Annotated in this window: 13 protein-coding genes and 2 tRNA genes; 12 read left to right on the top strand and 3 right to left on the bottom strand. The window is 64.4% G+C overall.

Going from position 1 to position 16,427, the window contains the following annotated elements; genetic code table 11:
* Positions 1 to 10 precede the first annotated feature (10 nt).
* Genes GRB80_RS13145 through eno form a run of 3 tightly spaced genes read left to right on the top strand, consistent with a single transcriptional unit; the run spans position 11 to position 3,850 of the window.
* Positions 11 to 1,666: a CTP synthase gene (locus GRB80_RS13145; RefSeq protein WP_132042755.1), complete on the top strand. Its 1,656-nt coding sequence runs from the start codon at positions 11 to 13 to the stop codon at positions 1,664 to 1,666.
* 5 nt (positions 1,667 to 1,671) lie between these two features.
* The gene (gene kdsA / locus GRB80_RS13140; RefSeq protein WP_161423867.1) at positions 1,672 to 2,523 is read left to right on the top strand and encodes a 3-deoxy-8-phosphooctulonate synthase; all 852 of its coding nucleotides are present in this window, start codon (positions 1,672 to 1,674) and stop codon (positions 2,521 to 2,523) included.
* Positions 2,524 to 2,557: 34 nt separating this feature from the next.
* Positions 2,558 to 3,850, top strand: a complete 1,293-nt coding sequence (gene eno, locus GRB80_RS13135; RefSeq protein ID WP_132042751.1) for a phosphopyruvate hydratase — start codon at positions 2,558 to 2,560, stop codon at positions 3,848 to 3,850.
* Between the two features lie 526 nt (positions 3,851 to 4,376).
* Here the strand turns inward: eno and fdxA are convergent.
* Together fdxA and mutS are read right to left on the bottom strand one after the other, a co-directional pair.
* A complete protein-coding gene (fdxA, locus tag GRB80_RS13130) occupies positions 4,377 to 4,700 on the bottom strand; it encodes a ferredoxin FdxA (protein WP_132042749.1) in 324 nt (107 codons plus the stop codon).
* Positions 4,701 to 4,916: 216 nt separating this feature from the next.
* On the bottom strand, positions 4,917 to 7,496 hold the full coding sequence (gene mutS, locus GRB80_RS13125) for a DNA mismatch repair protein MutS (protein WP_161423866.1): 2,580 nt from the start codon (positions 7,494 to 7,496) through the stop codon (positions 4,917 to 4,919).
* Positions 7,497 to 7,671: 175 nt separating this feature from the next.
* Between mutS and GRB80_RS13120 the strand changes: the two genes are divergently transcribed.
* The 8 genes from GRB80_RS13120 (at position 7,672) to GRB80_RS13085 (ending at position 14,690) form a co-directional block, all read left to right on the top strand.
* On the top strand, positions 7,672 to 8,184 hold the full coding sequence (locus GRB80_RS13120; RefSeq protein WP_132042746.1) for a CinA family protein: 513 nt from the start codon (positions 7,672 to 7,674) through the stop codon (positions 8,182 to 8,184).
* Positions 8,185 to 8,289: 105 nt separating this feature from the next.
* Positions 8,290 to 9,357, top strand: coding sequence for a recombinase RecA (recA, locus tag GRB80_RS13115; protein ID WP_161423865.1), 1,068 nt, complete (start codon positions 8,290 to 8,292; stop codon positions 9,355 to 9,357).
* 3 nt (positions 9,358 to 9,360) lie between these two features.
* Positions 9,361 to 9,837 (top strand): regulatory protein RecX, encoded by a 477-nt coding sequence (locus GRB80_RS13110; RefSeq protein ID WP_161423864.1) that lies wholly within the window; start codon positions 9,361 to 9,363, stop codon positions 9,835 to 9,837.
* Positions 9,838 to 10,042: 205 nt separating this feature from the next.
* Positions 10,043 to 12,655, top strand: coding sequence for an alanine--tRNA ligase (gene alaS, locus GRB80_RS13105; protein ID WP_132042740.1), 2,613 nt, complete (start codon positions 10,043 to 10,045; stop codon positions 12,653 to 12,655).
* Positions 12,656 to 12,757: 102 nt separating this feature from the next.
* Positions 12,758 to 14,011, top strand: a complete 1,254-nt coding sequence (locus GRB80_RS13100; protein ID WP_161423863.1) for an aspartate kinase — start codon at positions 12,758 to 12,760, stop codon at positions 14,009 to 14,011.
* Between the two features lie 207 nt (positions 14,012 to 14,218).
* Entirely contained in the window at positions 14,219 to 14,416 is a 198-nt protein-coding gene (gene csrA / locus GRB80_RS13095) for a carbon storage regulator CsrA (RefSeq protein ID WP_132042736.1), read from the top strand.
* A gap of 83 nt (positions 14,417 to 14,499) precedes the next feature.
* Positions 14,500 to 14,592: transfer RNA gene (locus GRB80_RS13090), tRNA-Ser, on the top strand.
* A 21-nt stretch (positions 14,593 to 14,613) separates the two neighbouring features.
* Positions 14,614 to 14,690: transfer RNA gene (locus GRB80_RS13085), tRNA-Arg, on the top strand.
* 290 nt (positions 14,691 to 14,980) lie between these two features.
* On the opposite strand, the gene GRB80_RS13080 is transcribed toward GRB80_RS13085, so the two are convergent.
* Positions 14,981 to 15,961 (bottom strand): tRNA dihydrouridine synthase, encoded by a 981-nt coding sequence (locus GRB80_RS13080; RefSeq protein WP_161423862.1) that lies wholly within the window; start codon positions 15,959 to 15,961, stop codon positions 14,981 to 14,983.
* A gap of 181 nt (positions 15,962 to 16,142) precedes the next feature.
* Here GRB80_RS13080 and GRB80_RS13075 point away from each other — a divergent pair, with 181 nt between their 5' ends.
* Positions 16,143 to 16,400, top strand: a complete 258-nt coding sequence (locus GRB80_RS13075; RefSeq protein WP_161423861.1) for an OadG family protein — start codon at positions 16,143 to 16,145, stop codon at positions 16,398 to 16,400.
* Positions 16,401 to 16,427: the final 27 nt, after the last annotated feature.

Here is a 16,427-nt window from a genome sequence, read left to right as displayed (position 1 = left end):
CAGGTTCCTCATGACACGATACATCTTCGTGACCGGCGGCGTTGTGTCCTCTTTGGGCAAGGGCATTGCGTCGGCCTCGCTTGCGGCGATTCTCGAGGCTCGCGGCCTCAAGGTCACCATGCTCAAGCTCGACCCGTATATCAACGTGGATCCGGGCACCATGAGCCCATTCCAGCACGGCGAGGTGTTCGTTACCGAGGATGGTGCCGAGACCGATCTCGACCTGGGCCACTATGAGCGCTTCATCCGCACCAAGATGACCCAGGGCAACAACTTCACCACCGGGCGCGTCTACGAGCACGTGCTGCGCAAGGAGCGCCGCGGCGACTACCTGGGCGGTACCGTACAGGTGATTCCGCACATCACCGACGAGATCAAGCGTCGCGTCTATGAGGGTGGCGAGGGTTTCGACGTGGCGCTGGTGGAGATCGGCGGCACCGTGGGCGATATCGAGTCGCTGCCCTTCCTCGAGGCGACCCGCCAGATCAGGAGTGAGCTCGGTGCGAGCCGCGCGATCTTCATGCACCTGACGCTGGTGCCCTACATCAAGACGGCCGGTGAGACCAAGACCAAGCCGACCCAGCACAGCGTCAAGGAGCTGCGCTCCATCGGTATCCAGCCGGATATCCTGATCTGCCGCAGCGAGGTGGAGCTCGAGGAGAGCGAGCGTCGCAAGATCGCCCTGTTCACCAATGTGGAGGAGCGCGCGGTCATTCCGCTGCAGGACGCCGATACCATCTACCGTATCCCGCTGATGCTCCACGAGCAGGGGCTCGACGAGATCGTCTGCGACAAGCTCCGCCTGACGGCCGACGAGGCCGACCTGGGAGAGTGGGTGCATGTACTCGATGCCAAGCTCAATCCGCTCAAGTCGATCAATATCGCCATGGTCGGCAAGTACATGGAGCTGCTCGATGCCTACAAGTCGCTCAACGAGGCGCTGATCCACGCCGGTATCCAGACCCGCGTGAAGGTCAATGTCGACTATATCGACTCCGAGGATATCGAGCGTCACGGCACCGAACGTCTGGCCGGCAAGGATGCGATCCTGGTGCCTGGCGGCTTCGGCGAGCGTGGCGTGGAGGGCAAGATCGCCACGGCGCGCTACGCCCGTGAGAGCGGCATTCCCTATCTCGGCATCTGTCTCGGCATGCAGGTGGCGGTGATCGAGTTCGCCCGACACGTCGCCGGTTGGGAGGACGCCAACTCCACCGAGTTCACCCACGACACCCAGCACCCGGTGGTTGGCCTGATCACCGAGTGGCTGAGCCCCGAGGGCAAGATCGAGTTGCGAGACGCGGCCTCCGATCTTGGCGGTACCATGCGCCTTGGCGGCCAGGTCTGCCAGCTCAAGGCCGGCAGCAAGGCCCGCGAGGCTTATGCCGCCGATGAGATCGTCGAGCGTCACCGTCACCGCTTCGAGGTCAACGAGCAGTTCGTCGAGCAGCTCGAGCAGGCGGGCCTGGTCGTCTCGGGCAAGAGTGTGGACAACTCCCTGGTCGAGGTGGTCGAGCTTCCCGATCATCCCTGGTACGTGGCCTGCCAGTTCCACCCGGAATTCACCTCCACTCCCCGAGACGGTCACCCGCTGTTCACCGGCTTCGTCAACGCGGCGCTGGAGCAAAAGGCAGCACGCGGCCGCGCCCAGTCCTCTTACCAGGAGTGAGTCGGATGAGTGCTCCCGAAAGAGCCATCGAGATTGCCGGCCTGAAGGCCGGCAATTCATTGCCGCTGATGCTGTTTGGCGGCATGAACGTGCTGGAGTCCCGCGAGCTTGCTCTGGAGGTGGCCGCGGCCTATGTCGAGGTAACCGGCAGGCTCGGCATGCCCTATGTGTTCAAGGCCAGCTTCGACAAGGCCAACCGCAGCTCCATCCACTCCTTCCGTGGCCCCGGCCTGGAGAAGGGCGTCGAGATCCTGGCCGAGGTGAAAGAGCGCTTCGGTGTGCCGATCATCACCGATGTTCACGAGCCATGGCAGGTCGAGCCGGTAGCAGAGGTAGCCGATGTGATCCAGCTGCCGGCCTTCCTGGCCCGCCAGACCGATCTGGTGGTGGCCATGGCCAGGACCGGGGCGGTGATCAATATCAAGAAGCCCCAGTTTCTGGCGCCCCACGAGATGCGTCATATCGTCCGCAAGTGCGAGGAGGCCGGCAATGACCGGGTGATCCTCTGCGAGCGAGGCTCGAGCTTCGGCTACAACAATCTGGTGGTCGACATGCTTGGTTTCGGCGAGATGAAGCAGAGCGGCCTGCCACTGTTCTTCGATGTGACCCACTCGCTGCAGCGCCCGGGGGGGCGCGCCGACAGTGCCGATGGCCGCCGGGCACAGGTGGCGGAGCTGGCGCGTGCCGGTGTCGCCGTGGGGCTGGCCGGTCTCTTCCTGGAGGCCCATCCGGACCCCGATCACGCCAAGTGCGATGGCCCCTGCGCCTTGCCGCTGGACCGGCTCGAGCCGTTCCTGACCCAGCTCAAGGCTCTCGATGACCTGGTAAAGGGCTTCGCGCCGCTCGAAATCTCATAACACTCCAACGCTGACACGACTGAGGAAGATTCGCATGACCAAGATCGTCGATATTCGTGCCCTTGAGGTGCTCGACTCCCGCGGCAACCCCACCGTCCAGGCCGAAGTGCGCCTGGAGAGCGGTGCCGTGGGCGTGGCCTGTGCTCCCAGCGGTGCCTCTACCGGCTCCCGCGAGGCCCTCGAGCTGCGCGACGGCGACAAGGCCCGTTACCTCGGCAAGGGCGTGCTGAAGGCCGTCGACGCCGTCAATGGCGACATTCGTGCCAGGCTAGTCGGCATGGATGCGCGTGATCAGCGTGGCCTCGATGACGCCATGCTGGCGCTCGATGACACCGACAACAAGGCCAAGCTTGGCGCCAACGCCATCCTGGCCGTATCGCTGGCCGCCGCCAGGGCGGCAGCCAACGCCAAGGGTGTGCCACTCTATGCCCATATCGCCGAGCTCTATGGTCAGCCGGGCCGATACTCCATGCCGGTGCCGATGATGAATATCCTCAATGGTGGAGAGCATGCCGACAATAACGTCGACATCCAGGAGTTCATGGTGCAGCCGGTGGGGGCCGCGAGCTTCCGTGAAGGTCTGCGCATGGGTGCCGAGATCTTCCATGCCCTGAAAAAGGTGCTTTCGTCGCGTGGCTTGTCCACCTCGGTAGGTGACGAGGGCGGTTTTGCACCCAACCTCGCCTCCAACGCCGAGGCCCTGGCGGTGATCAAGCAGGCGGTGGAAGACGCCGGCTACAAGCTCGGCAGCGATGTGACCCTGGCGCTGGACTGCGCCTCCTCCGAATTCTTCAAGGATGGCCAGTACGACCTCTCCGGCGAGGGCAAGCAGTATGATGCCGCGGGCTTCGCCGATTACCTGGCCGGCCTTTGCGATGAGTATCCCATCGTCTCCATCGAGGATGGCATGGATGAGTCCGACTGGGACGGCTGGAAGGCGCTGACCGACAGGCTCGGCGACCGGGTGCAGCTGGTGGGGGATGATCTCTTCGTGACCAATACCCGCATCCTCAAGCGTGGTATCGACGAGAAGATTGGCAACTCCATCCTGATCAAGTTCAACCAGATCGGCTCCCTCTCCGAGACCCTGGATGCCATTCGCATGGCCCAGGATGCCGGTTTCACCGCGGTGATCTCCCATCGCAGCGGCGAGACCGAGGACACCACCATCGCCGACCTGGCCGTGGGTACCTGCGCCGGCCAGATCAAGACCGGCTCGCTGTGTCGCTCCGATCGTGTCGCCAAGTACAACCGACTGCTGGTCATCGAGAGTGAGCTGGGCGAAGGGGCGACCTACCCGGGGCTGTCGGCCATCAAGGGTCAGTAGTGGCGTGTAGGAGATTGCTGACAAGGTGGCGTCGTGATTGACGCCATTTGAATGAGAAGGCCGGCACCCAGGGTGCCGGCCTTTGTTTTATCTTGTTGAAAATAAAAAGATAAGTTTCCTGTCTGCATGCCGGTCGAGCGTGCCGGCGTTAGATATGTCGTCGTTTATGTCAGATTGTGCCGTGGCGCAATTCTGAGACAATCAGCCACGCAGCACAGGGGCCCACGGGATGTAGCCTCGGCAGGATGCAATGGGATGTAGTCAGGTGATGCGCCCGGTACGGCAGGATGCTGTTTCCGGGCAGGGATGTCATCACGGGAGTCTGAGCGGAAGGAGTCGCTCATGGAGTGGCTTGGAGCGGGCGGCCCCTGGGCCGCCTTTTTTCTTGCGTGGCGTTATCGTTGTCTCGCCACTCACCGGATAGATACAGCAGCGCCGACCGCCTTGTGGCGGTCGGCGCTGCTGTATCTGGTGCCTCGCTGATCGCTTCCTGCCGACTGAAGCCGCGGCAGTAAGCGAGTGCGGTTCAGCGTTCCAGCTGCTCCAGCTTGCCCGGCTTGCCATCCCACTCCTCGGCGTCGGGCAGCGGGTCCTGCTTCTCGCTGATATTGGGCCATACCTCGGCAAGCTCGGCATTGAGCTCGATGAACGCCTCCTGACCCTCGGGTAGCTCATCCTCCGAGAAGATCGCCTCGGCGGGACACTCCGGCTCGCACAGGGCGCAGTCGATGCACTCGTCGGGGTGGATCACCAGGAAGTTGGGGCCCTCGTAGAAGCAGTCCACGGGACATACTTCGACGCAGTCTGTGTATTTGCACTTGATGCAGTTCTCGGTGACGACGAATGTCATGCCGCTTTTTCCTCCCTCATGGCCTGGCTCGCGCTGTCGTGGCGGGTCCCGACCTATGTAAATATTAAAAAGTAATAAAAACCAGGCCTCTTATTCTAAGGAGTCCGGGGATTCGTCCATTCTAGTCGCCGCTGCCTGACCGTCGCAAGCAAAGGCCTGGCCGATCCGGAGGTGGCGCCCCCTCGAGCGAAGGTGCCGTCGGCATCGGCAATGGCCTCATCGTATCTCGCGCCAGCGGTAGAGCATCTCGAGCGCCTGGCGTGGCGTCAGGTCATCGAGGGCAAGCCCGTCGAGCTCTTCCACCATCGGGTGTGGCGGGCTGGCGAAGAGGTCGCTCTGCAGCGGTGTCTGAGCATCGTCTGTGCCAGCCAGTCGGGTCCGACTGCCCTGGTCGACCTCCTGCTGCTCGAGCTGGGCAAGCTTCTCTCGGGCCCGGGCGATCACCCCCTGGGGAACACCGGCCAGCTGAGCCACCTGCAGGCCGTAGCTCTGACTGGCGGGGCCTTCCTCAACCCGGTGCATGAAGACGATGCCATCCTTGTGTTCCGCCGCGGTCAGGTGCACGTTGGCCACCCCCTCGGCCTGCTCGGCCAGGGCGGTCATCTCGAAGTAGTGGGTGGCGAACAGTGTAAAGGCACGGGTGCGGGTCAGGTGCTCGGCGCTGGCCCAGGCCAGGGAGAGGCCGTCGAAGGTGCTGGTGCCGCGACCGATCTCATCCATCAGCACCAGGCTGTGATCGGTGGCGTTGTGCAGGATGCTGGCGGTTTCGGTCATCTCCACCATAAAGGTGGAGCGGCCACCGGCCAAATCGTCCGATGAACCGATGCGGGTGAAGATGCGATCCACCGGGCCGATGTCGGCCGCGCTGGCAGGCACGAAACTGCCGGTGTGGGCGAGCAGCACGATCAGCGCGGCCTGGCGCATATAGGTCGACTTGCCACCCATATTGGGGCCGGTGATCACCAGCATGCGGCGACCCTCTTCCATGATCAGGTCATTGGGTACGAAGGGAGCGTCGCTGACCCGCTCCACCACCGGGTGGCGGCCGCCATGAATGGTGATGCCCGGGGCCTCGGCAAGGTGTGGGCGCACGAATTCCAGCGCATGGGCGCGCTCGGCGAAGGCGCACAGCACATCAAGCGTCGCCAGGGCCCGGGCGCTGGCCTGAAGGGTGTCGAGTTCGCTGTTCAGGGTCTCGAGCAGCCCCTCGTAGAGCAGCTTCTCGCGTGCCAGGGCGCGGGACTTCGCCGACAGGGCCTTGTCCTCGAACTCCTTGAGCTCGGGAATGATAAAGCGTTCGGCATTCTTCAGGGTCTGACGACGGACATAGTCCGCCGGAGCATCCTTGGCTTGTGCCCTGGGGATCTCGATGAAATAGCCGTGCACCCGGTTGTAGCCGACCTTGAGGCCGGGCAGGCCGGTGCGTTCGCGCTCCCGGGTCTCCAGTCTCACCAGGTAATCGCCGGCGTGTTCGGCGAGGCCGCGGTGCTCGTCGAGCTCGGCATCGAAGCCCTCGGCGATCACCCCGCCGTCGCGGATCACCACCGGGGGGTTCTCCACCAGGGCGCGATTCAGGGTGTCGGCGAGCTCGGGGTAGGGCCGAATATGGTGCTTCAGCTCGTCCAGGGTGGAGCCCTCGGGGAAGTCGGCGAGCCGGGCCTCGAGGTCGGGCAGGGCATTGAAGGCGTCACGTAGCCGGGCCAGATCACGCGGGCGGGCGCTGAAGAGGGCCACCCGGGCGAGGATGCGCTCCACATCGCCGATCGCCTTGAGCGAGTCGCCGAGTGCCACGAAGCCATCCGCCTCCAGCAGCAGCGTCACGGCGGACTGGCGAGCCTGGACACGCTCGCGGTCACGCAGTGGACGGTTGAGCCAGCGCTTGAGCAGGCGTGATCCCATGGCGGTGGCGGTGGTGTCGAGCACGCTCGCCAGGGTGTTGTCGCCGCTGCCGGCGAGGTTGGTGTCGATCTCCAGATTGCGACGGCTGGCGGCATCGATGACCACGGCGTCGTCGCGGCTCTCCACGCCGATGGCGGTGACATGGGGCAAGCGCGAGCGCTGGGTATCTCGGGCGTACTCCACCAGCACGCCGGCGGCGGTGATGGCCGCGGAGAGGTGCGCGCAGCCGAAGCCACGCAGATCCTGGACGCCGAACTGGTCGCAGAGCAGACGGGTCGCGCTCTCCGGGTCGAACAGCCAGTCGCTCTGGCGACGCAGCCCCCGACGCTCCTCCAGGGCCGGCGGCAGATTCAGACCCTCGGCCACCAGCAGCTCGGCCGGGTCGAGACGCTGGAGCTCGGCGAGCAGTTCGCTCTCACCCTCCACCTCCAGCACGCTGAAGCGTCCACTGGAGAGCTCCAGCCAGGCCAGGCCGATACGCTCGGCGGTGGCATGCACAGCCACCAGCAGGTTGTCGCGGCGAGCATCGAGCAGCGCCTCGTCATACAGGGTGCCGGGGGTGACAATGCGTACCACGCGCCGCTCTACCGGCCCCTTGCTGGTGGCGGGGTCGCCGATCTGCTCACAGATCGCCACCGATTCGCCGGCGGCCACCAGGCGCGCCAGGTAGCCCTCGGCGCTATGGTAGGGGATCCCGGCCATGGGAATCGGCTGGCCGGCAGACTGGCCGCGTTGGGTCAGGGTAATGTCGAGCAGTGCCGCGGCGCGCCTGGCATCGTCGAAGAATAGCTCGTAGAAGTCACCCATGCGATAGAAGAGCAGCACCTCGGGATGCTCGCGCTTGATCTTCAGGTACTGGGCCATCATCGGCGTATGCTGGGTGCTGGCCTGGGACATGGCGATTGCTGGGCTCCTGATCTTGTAGAAGGTCTTGTCGATGGTCTCGTTGAGCGGTCGGCAGAGACGCACACAGGGTGGCGGTGCCTGCAACCCCGCGGCAAAGGCAGTATTCTACGCAGATGGTCTCGCCTCGTCAGGCTTGCCTTCGATCCACCGAGCAGGAGTCTTCAGCATGTCCCACTCAGCCGCGAGCCTTGCCAATCTCGACCTCGCTACCCTGGCCGAGCGCCTGGGTCGACTGTGTCGCGAAAAGGGGGTCACCCTCACCTGTGCGGAGTCCTGCACCGGTGGTGGCGTGGCCAGCGTGGTCACCTCGGTCGCCGGCAGCTCCGACTACTTCGAGACCGGCTATGTGACCTACTCCAATGCGGCCAAGGTCCGTCTTCTCGGGGTGCCTGAGGCGCTGCTCGACCAGCACGGTGCCGTGAGCCGTGAGACGGTGGAAGCGATGGTGATGGGGGCCTGCCGTGACAGCGGTGCCGATCTCGGCGTGGCGGTCAGTGGCGTGGCCGGGCCGGGCGGTGGCAGCGCCGACAAGCCGGTAGGTACCGTATGGCTGGCCTGGGGCGACGGCAAGGGGGCCGAGGCCGAATGCTACCGCTATCCTGGCGATCGCCGAGCCGTTCGCGAGCAGGCGGTGCGCGAGGCGCTGGTCGGCGTGGTGCAACGTCTTGAGGAGCGCTGAGTCCATGGGCGCCCTGGAAAACTTTCGCTGGCCGAGTGCGCCATTTTTCCCCATAATACTGTTCAGTCATACAGTATGAAGAGACCCAGATTGAGGAGATCCGTGATGGCTCAGGAAGACAATCGCTCCAAGGCGCTGGACGCCGCCCTATCCCAGATCGACCGCCAGTTCGGCAAGGGGACCGTGATGCGCCTGGGTGATGCGCCGCGGGTGGTGATGCCCTCGGTCTCTACCGGTTCGCTGGGGCTGGATATCGCCCTCGGCATCGGCGGTCTGCCGCTGGGTCGGGTTGTCGAGATCTTCGGCCCGGAGTCCTCGGGCAAGACCACCCTGACGCTCTCGGTGATCGCCCAGGCACAGAAGCAGGGCAAGACCTGCGCCTTTATCGACGCCGAGCATGCCCTGGACCCCAGCTATGCCGAAAAGCTGGGCGTCAATCTGGATGACCTGCTGGTTTCCCAGCCCGATACCGGCGAGCAGGCCCTTGAAATCTGCGACATGCTGGTGCGCTCCGGTGGTGTCGACGTGATCATCATCGACTCGGTGGCGGCGCTGACCCCGCGCGCCGAGATCGAGGGCGAGATGGGCGACTCCCATGTCGGTCTGCAGGCGCGCCTGATGTCCCAGGCGTTGCGCAAGATCACCGGGAATATCAAGAATGCCAACTGCATGGTGGTGTTCATCAACCAGATCCGCATGAAGATCGGCGTGATGTTCGGTAGCCCCGAGACCACCACCGGCGGCAATGCGCTCAAGTTCTACTCCAGTGTGCGTCTGGATATCCGGCGTACCGGCTCGGTCAAGCAGGGCGACGAGGTGACCGGCAACGAGACCCGGGTCAAGGTGGTCAAGAACAAGGTGGCGCCACCGTTCCGCCAGGCCGAGTTCCAGATCCTCTATGGCAAGGGGATCTACCATGCCGGGGAGGTGGTCGACCTGGGCGTGCAGTGCAAGCTGGTCGACAAGGCCGGTGCATGGTACAGCTATCAGGGCAACAAGATTGGCCAGGGCAAGGCCAATGCCGCCCAGTTCCTCGAGGATAATCCGGCGGTGATGGAGGAGATCGAGAGCCAGATTCGTGCTCAACTGCTTGCCACGGCAGAGCCCGCCAAGGAAGAGGGCAATGAGGCCGCCCTGTCGGCCGATGGCGATCAGGGCAGCGATCTGCTGTAAGCCATGTTCGAGCGCAGCGCAGGTGACTCCACGCCCCGAGACGATGCGCTCCGCCTGCTGGCTCGCCGCGAATACTCTCGCGCCGAGCTGGCAGAGCGGTTGGCGGCCAAGGGGCATTCGCAGGCAGACATCGGCGAGTGTCTCGACGAGCTTGCCGCACAGGGGTTGCAGTCGGATACCCGTTTCGCCGAGAGCTTCCTGCGCTCGCGCCTCTTCCGTGGGCAGGGGCCCGTGAAGATTCGCCTGGAGATGGAGCGTCGTGGCCTCGATCCGGAGGAGGTGCGAGAGGCCTTCGCGGCGGGTGAGGTGGACTGGCAGGCCCTGGCCTGTGAGACACTCTCGCGGCGCTTCCCCGGTCCCGGTGACTCCCCGCGGGAGCGCGCCCGCCGCGAGCGCTTTCTGGCGGGACGCGGCTTCGACTTCGACCAGGTGCGCTACGCCCTGACCCACGCCTGGAGTGCTGACCCTGACGATGCCTAGCTCAGGCTAGCTGTGCACCCGTTCCTTCGCCGCCGACGCGGCTGCCCCTTCAGTCCCTTGACGACTGCGCTATAATGACTCCCTTTGCGAACGCCCCGGGTGGCATCCCGTGGTAGTGCGATGTGCCCTGTTCAGGCACGTCGCGGTGCCCGTCTCGAGCCAGCGTCGCCCGCCGGGTCCTCCCGTTCATCGCCACGGATACCCCATGAAAAGCGCAGACATCAGACAGGCCTTTCTGAGTTACTTCGAGGCGCACGGCCACAGCGTCGTGCCTTCCAGCTCTCTGGTTCCCGGCAACGACCCGACCCTGCTGTTCACCAATGCGGGCATGGTGCCCTTCAAGGACGTCTTTCTGGGTCGCGATCCGCGCCCCTATGTGCGCGCGACATCCTCCCAGCGCTGTGTGCGTGCCGGGGGCAAGCACAACGACCTCGATAACGTCGGCTATACCGCTCGCCATCACACCTTCTTCGAGATGCTGGGCAACTTCAGCTTCGGCGACTACTTCAAGCGTGATGCCATCCGCTTCGCCTGGGAGTTCCTGACCGAGACTCTGGGGCTGCCGAAGGAGAAGCTGTGGGTCACGGTGCACGTCAGCGATGACGAGGCCGAGCGCATCTGGAAGGAGGAGGTCGGGATCGACCCCGAGCGCTTCTCCAGGCTCGACGAAGACAACTTCTGGCAGATGGGTGACACCGGTCCCTGTGGGCCGAGCTCCGAGATCTTCTTCGATCACGGTCCCGAGGTGTGGGGTGGCCCTCCCGGTAGCCCCGAGGAGGATGGCGATCGCTATATCGAGATCTGGAACCTGGTGTTCATGCAGTTCGACCGCGATGCCGAGGGCAACATGCACCCGCTGCCCAAGCCCTCCATCGATACCGGCATGGGGCTGGAACGCATCGCCGCGGTGATGCAGGGAGTGCACTCCAACTACGAGATCGACCTGTTTCAGAACCTGCTGGCAGCGGCGGCGCAACATACCGGACATGCGGATACCCGCAACCCCTCGCTGCGGGTAATCGCCGATCATATCCGCTCCTGCGCCTTCCTGATCGCCGACGGCGTGCTGCCCTCCAATGAGGGGCGGGGCTATGTGCTGCGACGTATCATTCGGCGCGCCATCCGCCACGGCCACAAGCTGGGCGCCCAGGGTAACTTCTTCCACCAGCTGGTGGGCTCACTGGATGCCGAGATGGGCGAGGCCTATCCCGAGCTGCGTGAGGCGCGCCCCCAGATCGAGCGGGTGCTGCTCAAGGAGGAGGAGCAGTTCGCCCGCACCCTGGAACATGGCATGGGCCTGCTCGAGGAGGCGCTGGCCGGTCTCGACGGTGAGGTGCTGCCCGGCGAGACGGTTTTCAAGCTGTATGACACCTATGGCTTCCCCTACGACCTGACCGCCGATGTCTGTCGCGAGCGTGGCGTGACCCTCGATGAGGTTGGTTTCGAACGAGCGCTTACGGCCCAGCGCGAGCGTGCCCGAGCGGCCAGCCAGTTCGGCGCCGACTATGGCGGCACCCTGGAGCTGGAGGGCGAGACCGCCTTTACCGGTTACGAGCGTCTCGAGGATCACGCCACCGTCAGCGCGCTGGCCGACCGCGAGGGCAATGCCCTGGAGCGGCTCACCCCGGAGCACAAGGCGGTGGTGGTGCTGGATCGTACCCCCTTCTATGGCGAGTCCGGCGGCCAGGTGGGCGATACCGGCTATCTGCATCTCGACGGCGGTGGTCGCTTCCTGGTGGAGGATACCCAGAAGCAGGGCGACCACCACCTGCACCACGGCGTGCTGCTCGAGGGCGCGCTGGCCCTGGGAGACAGGGTGCGCCCGGTGGTGGATGCCGGCCTGCGCACCGCCACGGTACGAAACCACTCCGCCACCCACCTGATGCACAAGGCGCTGCGTATGGTGCTGGGCGATCATGTGGCCCAGAAGGGGTCTCTGGTCACTCCAGAGCGCCTGCGCTTCGATTTCAGCCATTTCGAGCCGGTAACCGCCGACCAGCTTGCCGAGGTGGAGCGTCTGGTCAACGAGCAGATCCTGGCCAATGCCCCGACCCGTGTCGAACAGATGACCCTTGACGAGGCCAAGGCCAGGGGAGCAGCGGCGCTCTTCGAGGCCAAGTACGCCGACAGCGTACGGGTGCTGACCATCGGTGCCGACGATTTCTCCATCGAGCTGTGCGGCGGCACCCATGTGGCGCGCAGCGGCGATATCGGCTGCTTCCATATTGTCAGCGAGCAGGGCATTGCCTCCGGCGTGCGCCGCATCGAGGCGATCACCGGCGAAGGGGCGCTGTCCTGGTTCCATGAGCAGGAGGCCCGGCTCAACCGCATCGGCGAACGGCTCAAGGCCAAGCCCGAGCAGGTCGAGGAGCGCGTGGCGTCACTGGTGGAGCGCAATCGTGGCCTGGAGAAGGAGCTCGAGCGACTCAAGGCCAAGCTGGCCAGCGCCGCCGGCAGCGACCTGATTGCCGAGGCGAGCGAGGTGGCCGGGGTCAAGGTCCTGGCCCGGTCCCTCGAGGGCGTCTCCGGCAAGGAGCTGCGTGGCATGCTCGACCAGCTCAAGAACAAGCTCGGCTCCGGCATCATCGTGCTGGGAGTGGGCGATGAGGCTGCCGGCAAGGTGAGCCTGATCGCCGGGGTCACCGACGACCTCACCGGTCGCATCAAGGCCGGCGAGCTGGTCAATCACGTGGCCGGCCAGGTGGGCGGCAAGGGCGGTGGGCGAGCCGATATGGCCCAGGCGGGCGGCAGCGACGTCGCCGCCCTGCCGGGTGCCCTGGAGGGTGTCGCCGCCTGGGTCGAAGAGCGCCTGAAATAGGATCTGACAGGGCCGGTTGCCGTGAGGCGCCGGCCCTGTTCGCAAGGAGTCACCTTTCACTCACCCGGGCGCTCGCGCCCGACGCACGAGGGAAAATTGCAGATGGCACTATACGTACAGAAATTCGGCGGTACCTCGGTGGGCTCCGTGGAGCGCATCAAGGCCGTGGCCGAGAAGGTCAAGGGCTTCCGTGACAACGGCCACCAGGTCGTGGTGGTGGTGTCGGCGATGAGTGGCGAGACCAATCGCCTGATCGGCATGGCCAACGAGATCAATGACGAGCCCACTCCGCGAGAGATGGACATGCTGGTCTCCACCGGTGAGCAGGTCACCATCTCGCTGCTGGCCATGGCCCTGCACAAGCTGGGGGTGCCGGCGACCTCCTATACCGGCTCACAGGTGGGCATCCAGACCGACAGCGCCCACACCAAGGCGCGGATCCAGCGCATCGAGACCGATGAGCTGCAGGCCGATCTGGATGATGGTCAGGTGGTCGTGGTGGCGGGTTTCCAGGGCGTCGACGAGGAGGGCAATATCACCACCCTCGGTCGTGGCGGCTCCGACACCACCGGTGTGGCCCTGGCCGCGGCGCTGAAGGCCGATGAGTGCCAGATCTATACCGATGTCGACGGTGTCTACACCACCGACCCCCGCGTCTGCAGCAAGGCCCAGCGTCTCGAGCGCATCACCGTCGAGGAGATGCTGGAGCTGGCCAGCCTCGGCTCCAAGGTGCTGCAGATTCGCGCCGTCGAATTCGCCGGCAAGTACAATGTTCCGCTGCGCGTGCTGTCCAGTTTCCAGGATGGCCCCGGCACCCTGATCGTTGCAGACTCCGACCAAGAAGAGGACTCCATGGAAGAACCACTGATCTCCGGTATCGCCTTCACTGCCAACGAGGCCAAGCTGACGCTGCTCAATACCCCGGACGTGCCGGGCGTGGCGTCGCGCATTCTCGGGCCCATCGCCGGCGCCAATATCGAAGTCGACATGATCGTGCAGAACGTGGCTCCGGCTGGCGACTACACCGACTTCACCTTTACCGTGGCCAAGGGGGACTACAAGCAGACCCTCAAGATCCTCAATGAGCAGGTGCTGCCCGACCTGGGCGAGGGTGAGGTCAAGAGCGACGACAATATCGCCAAGGTCTCGCTGGTGGGCGTTGGCATGCGCTCGCATGCCGGTGTGGCTTCCAAGATGTTCCGCGTGCTTGCCGAGGAGAGCATCAATATCCGCATGGTCTCGACCTCCGAGATCAAGATCTCCGTGGTGATCGACGAGAAGCAGATGGAGCTCGCCGTCCGCGCCCTGCACAAGGCCTTCGGCCTTGACAAGGCCGATATCGAGAACAAGGAATAAGTCGACCCCTCGGGGGCAGATTCCCTTCTACGCTGGTAGGGAGGTCCGCTGCATCTCGCGGTGGGGCTTCCCTTCAACGGGGGCCTGGTGTTTCATGGGCCGCCGTGTTGGTCATGGAAGGCGTTCTGCCACATACTGAGACGGCGTGATGCCGTCGGCCAGCACCCCGTTGCCAGCCAGAGAACAAGTCTGAGAAGGAGATCAGCCATGCTCATCCTGACCCGCCGTGTCGGCGAGACCCTGATGATCGGTGATGACATCACCGTGACGGTGTTGGGCGTGAAGGGTAACCAGGTCCGTATCGGTGTGAATGCACCGAAGGATGTGGCAGTCCATCGCGAAGAGATCTACCAGCGCATTCAGCGTGAGAGGAGCGACGAGGAAGGTTCTGACCACGACGTGTAGTGCGCAGGGGCGGTTAATAAAAAAACCGCCGGGGTGCTGGACAAACCCCTTCGGAAACGGTAAGATATGCGCCGTGTCGTTAGGGAGAGGTGGCCGAGTGGCTGAAGGCGCTCCCCTGCTAAGGGAGTAAGGGGTTTATAGCCTCTTCGAGGGTTCGAATCCCTCCCTCTCCGCCATAACGATACCGTGAAGCATCAGCGCCCGTAGCTCAGCTGGATAGAGTACCTGACTACGAATCAGGTGGTCGGAGGTTCGAATCCTCCCGGGCGCGCCAGATACCGACCCGTCCTCTCGCAGGGCGGGTCTTCTGTTTTGTTCGTGATGTTTTCTCGCTAGCCGGACCGGTCGTACCCAGCGTGGGCACCGGTTCCGCGATCGTTTGAGGCGCCGTCGCCATTGCGACGTGCGCCTCTTTTTTTGCCTGCCCCAGTGTCTTTCTTTCCTGCCCTAGTGTCTTTCTTTCCTGCGATAGTGCCTTTCTTTACTGCGATAGTACCTTTCTTTCCTCGGTTAATGCCGTTCTTTCCTGAGAATAGTGTCTGTCTATCCTGCAGTGGCGTCAGCTTACCCCGCCGCCGCGCCTGCCAGGCTCGGAGGAGGACTGGCTGACTGCGCACTGTCTGCCTGCAGGCCCGCCAGTAGCTCGTCGAGCAGGGTAAGCCGCTTGACTCGCTGGAAGCGGCGAGCCGCCTCGGCGTCTGCCCGGCGCATATGATTGAGCCACTGCTTGATCAGCGAGGCCACGATGCGTTCGGGAAGGGTCTTGCGCTTGAGGGTGGCGAACTCGTGCAGGATCTCTGCCCGCGCCGCCCAGGGCGTGGCTGCCAGCCGCTCACCGGTGAGATGCCAGTGGCGAATGCGGGCCGCCAGCCAGGGGTCGGCCAGGACGCCACGTCCAAGCATGACATGTCGACAGCCGGAGAGCGTACGCGCCTTCCAGTAGTCCTCGAGAGTCCAGATATCGCCATTGGCGATCACCGGGATGGAAAGGTCGCGTCGTATGCGGCCGATCCACTCCCAATGAGCCGGTGGGCGATAGCCCTCTTCACGGGTGCGGCCGTGCACCACCAGGTGCCGAGCGCCGCCGGCCTGGGCGGCGCGCCCGCAGGCCAGTGCCAGGCGGCGGTCGGCGTATCCCAGGCGAATCTTGGCGGTCACCGGGATGCGGTGGCCGACCGCTTCGTGGACGGCGGCAACCGCGGCATGCACGCGCCGCGGGTCGCGCAGCAGCGAGGCGCCACCATCATGACGATTGACGAGCTTGGCTGGACAGCCGAAGTTGAGATCGATGCCAATGGCGCCGAGGCGCAGTGCCTGGACGGCGTTGGCGGCCAGGGCCTTGGGGTCGGAGCCAAGCAGCTGCAGCTGGACCGGTACGCCTGAGGGGGTCGTCCGGGGGGAGTGCTGCAGTTCGGGACAGTGCTTGTAGAAGACCCGTGGCGGCAGGCGGGTATCGACCACGCGCACAAACTCGGTGACCACCCAGTCGAAGCCCGGCTGCTGAGTCAGCAGGGCCCGGGTGTGGGCATCGATGACGCCCTCCATGGGGGCCAGACCGAGACGTCCGGGAGTATCTTGTAGTAAATTAACAACGCTGACTTCCACCATGACCCCATTGCAATTTGTCGACAATCTGGCAGGTTATAGCATTGCAGATTCTACGCAAGCCACCCAGCATGGCGTAACCGCGCCGGTGGTGGCGAATGATTCATACGGGAGGCGCCCAATGCAGGATACGCAGCTTCTGGAGGAGGGACTTTCCCTCATGGCCCTGGGCATGGGCTTTGTTTTTGTTTTTCTTACCTTGCTAGTCATTGTGACCACCCTGATGTCGAAGTTTATCGGTCGCTTCTTCCCCGAGCCCGTGACGCCGGCGGTGTCGCCGACACGTGGCCGCGCAGCCTCTCAGGCGAGTCAGGACGATGATGTCATGGTGGCGATTTCTGCCGCGGTGCATCGCTATCGTCGCCGCCACCGTCGCTGACCCCTCCTTCTCCGGTGTCTTTCCTAC

The sequence above is a fragment of the Halomonas icarae genome, assembly GCF_009901955.1.
Taxonomy (GTDB): domain Bacteria; phylum Pseudomonadota; class Gammaproteobacteria; order Pseudomonadales; family Halomonadaceae; genus Halomonas; species Halomonas icarae.
The sequence above is the reverse complement of the archived record's forward strand: the minus strand, read 5'-3'. Positions and strand labels throughout refer to the sequence as shown.

Excerpts from the sequence above, each read along its gene's own strand:
- kdsA (WP_161423867.1), top strand. The coding sequence starts at position 1,672 with ATGAGTGCTCCCGAAAGAGCCATCGAGATTGCCGGCCTGAAGGCCGGC.
- GRB80_RS13145 (WP_132042755.1), top strand. The coding sequence starts at position 11 with ATGACACGATACATCTTCGTGACCGGCGGCGTTGTGTCCTCTTTGGGC.
- GRB80_RS13075 (WP_161423861.1), top strand. The coding sequence starts at position 16,143 with ATGCAGGATACGCAGCTTCTGGAGGAGGGACTTTCCCTCATGGCCCTG.
- GRB80_RS13120 (WP_132042746.1), top strand. The coding sequence starts at position 7,672 with ATGTCCCACTCAGCCGCGAGCCTTGCCAATCTCGACCTCGCTACCCTG.
- mutS (WP_161423866.1), bottom strand. The coding sequence starts at position 7,496 with ATGTCCCAGGCCAGCACCCAGCATACGCCGATGATGGCCCAGTACCTG.
- eno (WP_132042751.1), top strand. The coding sequence starts at position 2,558 with ATGACCAAGATCGTCGATATTCGTGCCCTTGAGGTGCTCGACTCCCGC.
- csrA (WP_132042736.1), top strand. The coding sequence starts at position 14,219 with ATGCTCATCCTGACCCGCCGTGTCGGCGAGACCCTGATGATCGGTGAT.
- GRB80_RS13100 (WP_161423863.1), top strand. The coding sequence starts at position 12,758 with ATGGCACTATACGTACAGAAATTCGGCGGTACCTCGGTGGGCTCCGTG.
- fdxA (WP_132042749.1), bottom strand. The coding sequence starts at position 4,700 with ATGACATTCGTCGTCACCGAGAACTGCATCAAGTGCAAATACACAGAC.
- recA (WP_161423865.1), top strand. The coding sequence starts at position 8,290 with ATGGCTCAGGAAGACAATCGCTCCAAGGCGCTGGACGCCGCCCTATCC.
- GRB80_RS13110 (WP_161423864.1), top strand. The coding sequence starts at position 9,361 with ATGTTCGAGCGCAGCGCAGGTGACTCCACGCCCCGAGACGATGCGCTC.
- alaS (WP_132042740.1), top strand. The coding sequence starts at position 10,043 with ATGAAAAGCGCAGACATCAGACAGGCCTTTCTGAGTTACTTCGAGGCG.
- GRB80_RS13080 (WP_161423862.1), bottom strand. The coding sequence starts at position 15,961 with ATGGAGGGCGTCATCGATGCCCACACCCGGGCCCTGCTGACTCAGCAG.